The organism is uncultured Salinibacterium sp. (assembly GCF_963974405.1).
In the GTDB taxonomy this organism is placed as follows: domain Bacteria; phylum Actinomycetota; class Actinomycetes; order Actinomycetales; family Microbacteriaceae; genus Rhodoglobus.
In genome coordinates, this window is sequence record NZ_CAXBBH010000005.1 from 1 (window position 1) to 6,669 (window position 6,669).

4 protein-coding genes are annotated in these 6,669 nt (G+C 54.1%); 1 reads left to right on the forward strand and 3 read right to left on the reverse strand.

Features of this window, described 5'->3' with window-relative positions:
• The first annotated feature begins 81 nt into the window (after positions 1 to 81).
• Entirely contained in the window at positions 82 to 1,443 is a 1,362-nt protein-coding gene (locus tag AACZ26_RS13195) for a DEAD/DEAH box helicase (RefSeq protein WP_339622262.1), read from the forward strand.
• Positions 1,444 to 1,555: 112 nt separating this feature from the next.
• Here the strand turns inward: AACZ26_RS13195 and AACZ26_RS13200 are convergent, their stop codons facing one another.
• The 3 genes from AACZ26_RS13200 to AACZ26_RS13210 all read right to left on the reverse strand — a co-directional run.
• Complete coding sequence (locus AACZ26_RS13200; protein WP_339622264.1) at positions 1,556 to 2,830, reverse strand: hypothetical protein; 1,275 nt, start codon at positions 2,828 to 2,830, stop codon at positions 1,556 to 1,558.
• Positions 2,831 to 2,842: 12 nt separating this feature from the next.
• Positions 2,843 to 6,052, reverse strand: coding sequence for a host specificity factor TipJ family phage tail protein (locus AACZ26_RS13205; protein WP_339622266.1), 3,210 nt, complete (start codon positions 6,050 to 6,052; stop codon positions 2,843 to 2,845).
• A 320-nt stretch (positions 6,053 to 6,372) separates the two neighbouring features.
• Positions 6,373 to 6,669, reverse strand: a 297-nt coding sequence (locus AACZ26_RS13210; protein ID WP_339622268.1) for a DUF1833 family protein, incomplete at its 5' end; no start/stop codon positions are given.

A 6,669-nucleotide genomic window follows, 5' to 3' on the forward strand; every position in this document is an offset into this window, starting at 1 on the left:
TGGCATGACCTCCGAAGCTTTCGTGGTCTTGTGTATCATTGTTTTCTGGTGCTTGGTCTTCTTGACGTATAAAATTTGCTTGTGAAATTCAGCCCCCTAAAACACCAAGAGTTAGCAATCGCGCACCTCGTCGAGAATGACGAGGCTGCGCTTTTTGCGGGCATGGGACTAGGCAAGACCGCCTCGACGCTGGCCGCCATCAGCGAGCGTATTCTCTCAGGCGACGCGAAAGGATTCTTGATCGTGTCACCTCTGCGCGTGACGAACTACACATGGCCGGCAGAGGTCGCCAAGTGGGAGGAGTTCCGATGGCTCACAGTCGCCAACCTACGCACGCCCGAGGGGCTCGAAGCGTGGGACAAGGGGACCGCGAACGTGTACCTGATCAACTATGAATCACTCCCGAAGCTTTGCAAGCTTTGCATGAAAGGCCGCCGCTCGATTCCTGTCGATGGCGTAGTCTGGGACGAGCTGAGCAAAGCAAAAGCCAACGGAAAAAAAGCAGGCACTCGCATCAAAGAGTTTCGTAAATATAAGAGGTTTTTTACGACTCGTTGGGGCCTCACTGGCACGCCGATGCCGAATGGAGAGTTAGATCTATTCGGGCAGGTGCTACTACTAGACAACGGCAAACGCTTCGGCGAGTTCATAACGCACTTCCGCGACAGGTACTTCTACCAGAAGCAATTTGATAAGTACGGCTACCACCTCCACGACGGCGCAGCCGAGAAGATCCAAGAAAAGATTTCTGACTTGGCGCTTGTGCTCCGGTCCGAGGATTATCTCGACATCCCACCGACACGGCTGCACGACATCGAGGTCACGCTCCCGCCTAAAGTCATGACGGCTTATAAGCGACTTGAGAAAGACCTCTTGATCGACGTGCGAGGCTCCGAGGTAGTAGCACCGAACGCGGCAGCACTGAGCAACAAGCTTCTCCAGATCACAGGCGGGACAGTCTACGCCGAAGACGAGAACGAGACGCGGACAGTCGAGACGCTCCACAGCGTCAAGATCGAAGCCCTCAAGAAGTTGTTATCTTCTGAAAAGTCCCCGCTGCTGATCGCCACTAACTACAAACACGAGCAAGCGCGGATCGTTGCGGCGGTCGATGGCGCGGAGATCTTCGACGAGACAAGTCTCGAACGTTGGAACGCTGGCAAGATTCGCGCCCTCGTTGCCCACCCTGCCAGCATCGGCCACGGGCTGAACCTGCAAGACGGATCAAGCCGCCTTTGTTGGTTCTCGCTCACTTGGTCCCGCGAGCTCTACGACCAGTTCAACGCACGACTCGCGAGAACCGGCCAGAAACACGAGACACACATCCACCGAATCCTAGCGAAAGGCACGATTGATGAAGCTGTCGCGGAGGCGCTACGACACAAAGGAGACAACCAATCGAGCTTGATGGCTGCTATCAAAATGCTGCAACTCAGGACGTAACAAAGAAGCCCCTAGTGACTCAATCACTAGGGGCTTTGCCTTTTAGGTAGCGATACCTTCCCGGCTGATGACTCCGGGCTGTGTGTCGGCGGTGCGCTGTCTGGCGCTAAATCTATCTGGCGTCTACGTCCCATGTAGACCCAAGCTCAAGCGTGCAATTTTGTGTTCCCGTAGTGTTAGATACCTTCCAGTAAGTGAAATCGTTTTGCGTAAGATTCTCGTGATGCGTGCCTGTGAAATAGGCCACATCTCGCCCACCTTGCAGGTTGTTGATTACTCGCGTCTGAGAGTGAACCACTGTCTCGACTCCTCCGCTGTCTTTGATTAACTCTATTTTGTATTCAGCATTAGGCGCACCATCGAGGATGAAGTCCCAGCTAACCGAATACTCGACCGGAGTCACACCCAAATGGCGGAGTTGACCGTTGGCGGGTGAGTCGAAATGCTGAAGATCAGCAACCGTCCATGTTCCGAGTAGCACCTCAGAGACGTTCTGCGTGATTATTGCCGTCCCTATCTCAGTGGTCAACTCCATTTCGCCTCCCACAAACGTGTTAGGCAGTCCAGTGTTGCCACTCCATGCGCTCACTAGGTCGCTCGCGGATATGTTCGGCGTCAAGTTGGCATCATCAGGAGAGAGCACTCCATCTCTTGTGATTAAGGTGCCATTGAAAATGAGGGTTGACGGAAAGACGAAGTTAGCGGGGGCAAAATCTGTGAGGGCTGCGGATGCTGGGAGGTCGCAATTTAAATCAGTGATGAATCTGCGACTCATGAGGAAGCCTGTTCCTGCCTTAAAGAGTGGCTCAGTCATACCAGCATCTAATGATGTGACTAATGAGGGTGATGAAAGGAACCCGCTAAGCCATGCACCTGTGAGCGTTAAAGAGGGGCTTCCGCCTACTCGTACAACAATATCTTCTAATCCCTGCAAGAAATTATCAAGCTCCCCAAGCGAGGTGCAATCTTGGTAGATGATCTTTTCTGCGCTGTATCTGGATAAGCCGTTGCTAGATTTCAGGTCGTAAACTTTAGAGTTAGCCCCCGTCACGCTAATAGTAACACCACTATGAATTACGTCCCCGCAAGATAGTGATGAAAATAAAGTGTAATTATCTTCCGAAGAATACAGTGAGCTGACACCGGGGGTTAAACCTTGCAGGTTTATTCCTCCGACGGGAAGCGCGATGGAGGTTGTCCCCATATCAACTTGACCGTCTATCTTGTAGACTTTCGTGCTGTCTATCGTACCGAAGTCGCTGGACTGCCGTACAACTATGATGTTGCTCAGGATGTTATCGGGGCCGTATGCAGATGATTGCATTGCCTGCTTGCCCGCTGCGGGGGCTCCGTTTGGGAGGATGAATTTGTCTAAGTCTAGTGCCATGATATTAGTGGGTTATGATGTGAGGGTGTTGTCGAGGTCATCGACTAAGTCGTTGTCGAGGTCATCGACTAGGAGAGTCTGAGTTCCTTGGATGAGTTGTTGCGCTGCTGGGTTCGTATCGTCGCCCCATACGTCAACAGCTGCTGCGTTCCAGTAGGTCGTCGGGAATTTGCCGTTTGCATCTTTCGCGATTCGTATGGTCGCGGAGTTAGTCACGCCTTCGGATGACACGTTGCCGGGGGCTGGAGTGAATCCGTCAGACTCGCTCGCCCATACGCGATAAAACGCGAGATCGGTCTCGCTGGTGATCGTCCATGAAACTAAATAGTCGAGGTAGTCGTCCGTCTCGGTGAGAACCTCCGAGGCCAACCCAGTGAGCGCAACTGGCGCAGGATTGTTGACGACCAGCTCTGCGGCTGTCTCGCTCGTCCCTATCGAGTTGACCGCGAGAAGCTCAAGACGGAAATCGCGCACGACCGTAGTCACCGCCGCGACGTCTTCAGCCGTGAATGAGTATGATGTCTGCAATACTGAATCGTCGAATATCAGAGAATCCGCTGGAAGCTCGTAGACTTTCACGTTGTAGGATTCCGCGAGCTGTTCAGCGTCCCAGATAGTCTGGCAAGCTTGGCCAACGAACGGATTCAGGAGGCGGAAATTCTGCGCGTCTGCTGGTGGTAGTGTGGCGACGCCTGTCTCGCCAGTCCACAATGACCAAGGGCCGCGAGCCGAGCCGATGCCCGCAACTCTCACCCAGAACGTACCGACTGGGACAGTGACATCGAGCGACAACGTCGTCACCGTGCCTGCAGTTGAATACTCGACGCCATCGAGCGACGTCTGAACGATGTAGCTAGTAGCTCCGAGGGCTGGAGTCCATGAGACATGACCGACGGTCAAGTCGTCAAGCTGCACGAGCTGCACAGTCTCGACAACTGGCAGGTCTGGAACCACTGGAACCGCTGGCGCTACGGGTGCAGCTGGTGCGGTCTCTGTGTCGTAGCTGTAGACCGTCTCGTCGTAGTTGATGGCCTCGATGCTGACCTCTTCGCCGCCCTGTGGAACCACTGCTGTGACTTTATAATCACCGAAGACGGCCTCGCCGAACACGAAGAAAGCGGGCTCTTGTCCGTCGGTTGTCTGCCAGTCGTTCGGGATCGTTGCAGGCAATATAGCCTCGAACTCGTTGGCCCCTTCTGTCACTGTGTAAGTGCCACTGACGCCACCCGTCACAGTACGCAACGCGAGGCCGTAAACTATGCCCATGTTGAAAGTGAGCGGCTGGTCAACCGTGACGGTCGTACCGACAACGTCAACGACACGCCCGAAGATTGATTCTTTCTGATCCACGCCAGAAGCAACCGCGATGCGTGAGCCGTACTGAACCGGTAAGCCTTCGAGCCCAGTCGTGAATCTCACTTGCTCGCGCAGCAATTTGCGTTGCGCTCGGATGAATAGCCCTTCTCTGTACGCCCAATCTCTGTCCCGCTGGCCGATGAACTGGACACGCTCGGGGCGTGCTCCTACGTCGTCACCTAGCAAGCACAATATCTTTTCTTGGTTGCCGCTGTCGATGTCGATGTACTCGATCTCGACCCCGTCTGCGTCGTTGATCTTCGAGAGTGTAAAGTTTTTGCTGAAACTATTCTCGACCATGTTGTACGGCGTGAAGATCGCCTCGGGCTGAGAGATCAACACGTCTCGCCTCATCGTTATAAACGAGCCCGTCATGATGGGAGTGGCGCGAGCACATCGAGCGATGGCCTTCGCAGCTTCCCAGACGGTCGTCGTCTGGTCAAATGTCCAGTCGAAATAACGTCCTTCGGCCTCCATCTCCGCGTCTATCGCTAGGAGCGTGTCCCAGTCCATCACACGACCTTCGAGCCCTGCGCCGTACTCGTTAGTGAACACGGCCACGAACGCCGCGACTATCGAGCGAGTCGGGCCGTATGACATCTGCCCACCGTCAGGGGCGCAACTGTATGCGGTGAAATCTAAGTTGACCGACTGCGCCGCCGAGCCGCTTATGCTATTGCTCGCGGTGGTCTCCACCGATAGAAGCGTGACGTTCCCGTAGTTGTCGGGCGATGATTTGAAAGACTTTAGACCAGTCCAGAGAACCTTATCAGTGATCCGTATATTGGTGTTGCCGAATGCGTCATTCACGCGCCCCGTCTTGATGGTGTAAGTAGCAAGCGGGTTCGGTGTTTCGAGCGTGAAAGTCTCGCGGATGGGGCTCGTCGTCTTGCTCGTTTTCGTTGTGTCCAGCCATAAGACCTCCGAACCAACCGGATCGCCTACGTCGTCTAGCTCTTGATAGTAAGATTGAATTTGTGTGGTACGGGAGTCTATGCCCCCGTCGCTCGCCTGAGCGTAGAGACCATTCGGCCATTCAAGATCAATCTCGATCCGGTAAACCTCATCAGTCGCAGGGTCTGCACCGGCTGCGAAGGGTCCATAGAATCCGGGGAAGCCCGCTTCATTTGGTCCGAGCAGCTCAGTATTTGAGACGTTGATCGACGTCTCGACGTTGGTCGCGAAAAGTGTAGGCTGCCCGAACGGTCGCGTGACTTCGAGCTGGACGTCTTCGTAATTGTCTATCGGCGTGTCCTTGATACGGATATCACTCGAATCGAAATCTTGGTCGCCATAGCCTACACAAAAGAGCTGATAAAGTTTTTGCTCACCACCGACGAAACGAGTATATGAAGCGGCCGCGTAACTTGGATAGTATTTCGAGATCCGCCCGAAGTGGACCTCTATCGGCTCGCCTAGTTTCCTTCGGTTCGATCGCCCCTGCAGGCTGTAGCTCGGTGCAGACTCATATTCTGAGTTGGTGTTCTCTGGCACAGACATCGACAGCGCCAGATATACCGACACCACCAAGGAAATAACCGTGATGATGATGGAGACTAGACCTTCAACGCGGGGCGTGAAAACCACGTTCTGCGAGTCTGTCGGCCTGAACCGATAGAACTCGGAGAACTCCACGACCTCATTGTCCACAATGCACATCATGGGGCGATCGAAAGCGCCATGCTTCTTGTAGTAGCTGTTGAGCCATTGCGAGATTGTCACGCCTTTTACTTCCTCAGACGTGAGGTCGTGCGGCTTGTTGATCGGGTCAGGAGCTAGGATGAAGTGTGCCATTGTCGAGGAAGATAAAAAGAAACCGTATTGATTGCCAGCGCCCGCTCGATGTGGTTCAACGGCTGGCAGCAAGTGTTTTGATTACTTGCGCAGTGTAGCACAGTTTTCTCACGATGGGAAATGCACACCCCGACATGGTGCGGCTGGCGTTTCGATGACATCACGACGAGGCAATTCTCTTGCATCTCTTCGACCTGCACCCAGTCGCTTTCTAGTGAGGATCGCATCGTCTTCACGACCTCCGCGAGCCTCTCGGGTGCTATGACGTGGAGAGGTAAATCGAGGCCGAACTCTTGCGCGTAGAAGTGGCGAACGAGCCCCCAACAATCAAAAGAATCTGGGCCGCGTCCGAAGCGAACCCACGGCTTGCCTAGATAGTTGAGGATGTTCATTTAGCTGTAGATGTTCGGGAAGTTGGCGACGTCGTACTTGATCGAGGGGAACGACTTGTTGAGGATGTCCACGAACGACACGCGGCCAGTCACTTGGAAGTTGTCCGCGTTGACCTCGGAGAGATACAACGTAAGCGGGTTCGTCGTCTGCGGCGCGAGCGTATCACTTGCCAGATAGAGGCGATACTTTACCACGACAGGACCGAAATACCTTACGCGGTTGATGTAGCCGAACACCTCGCCATTGATGTTTGAAATTGCAATCTGCATCTCGGGTGCTCCGTCTGCGTTGGTTTG

Coding starts and splice junctions, on each gene's coding strand:
- AACZ26_RS13200 (WP_339622264.1), bottom strand. CDS start 2,830: ATGGCACTAGACTTAGACAAATTCATCCTCCCAAACGGAGCCCCCGCA.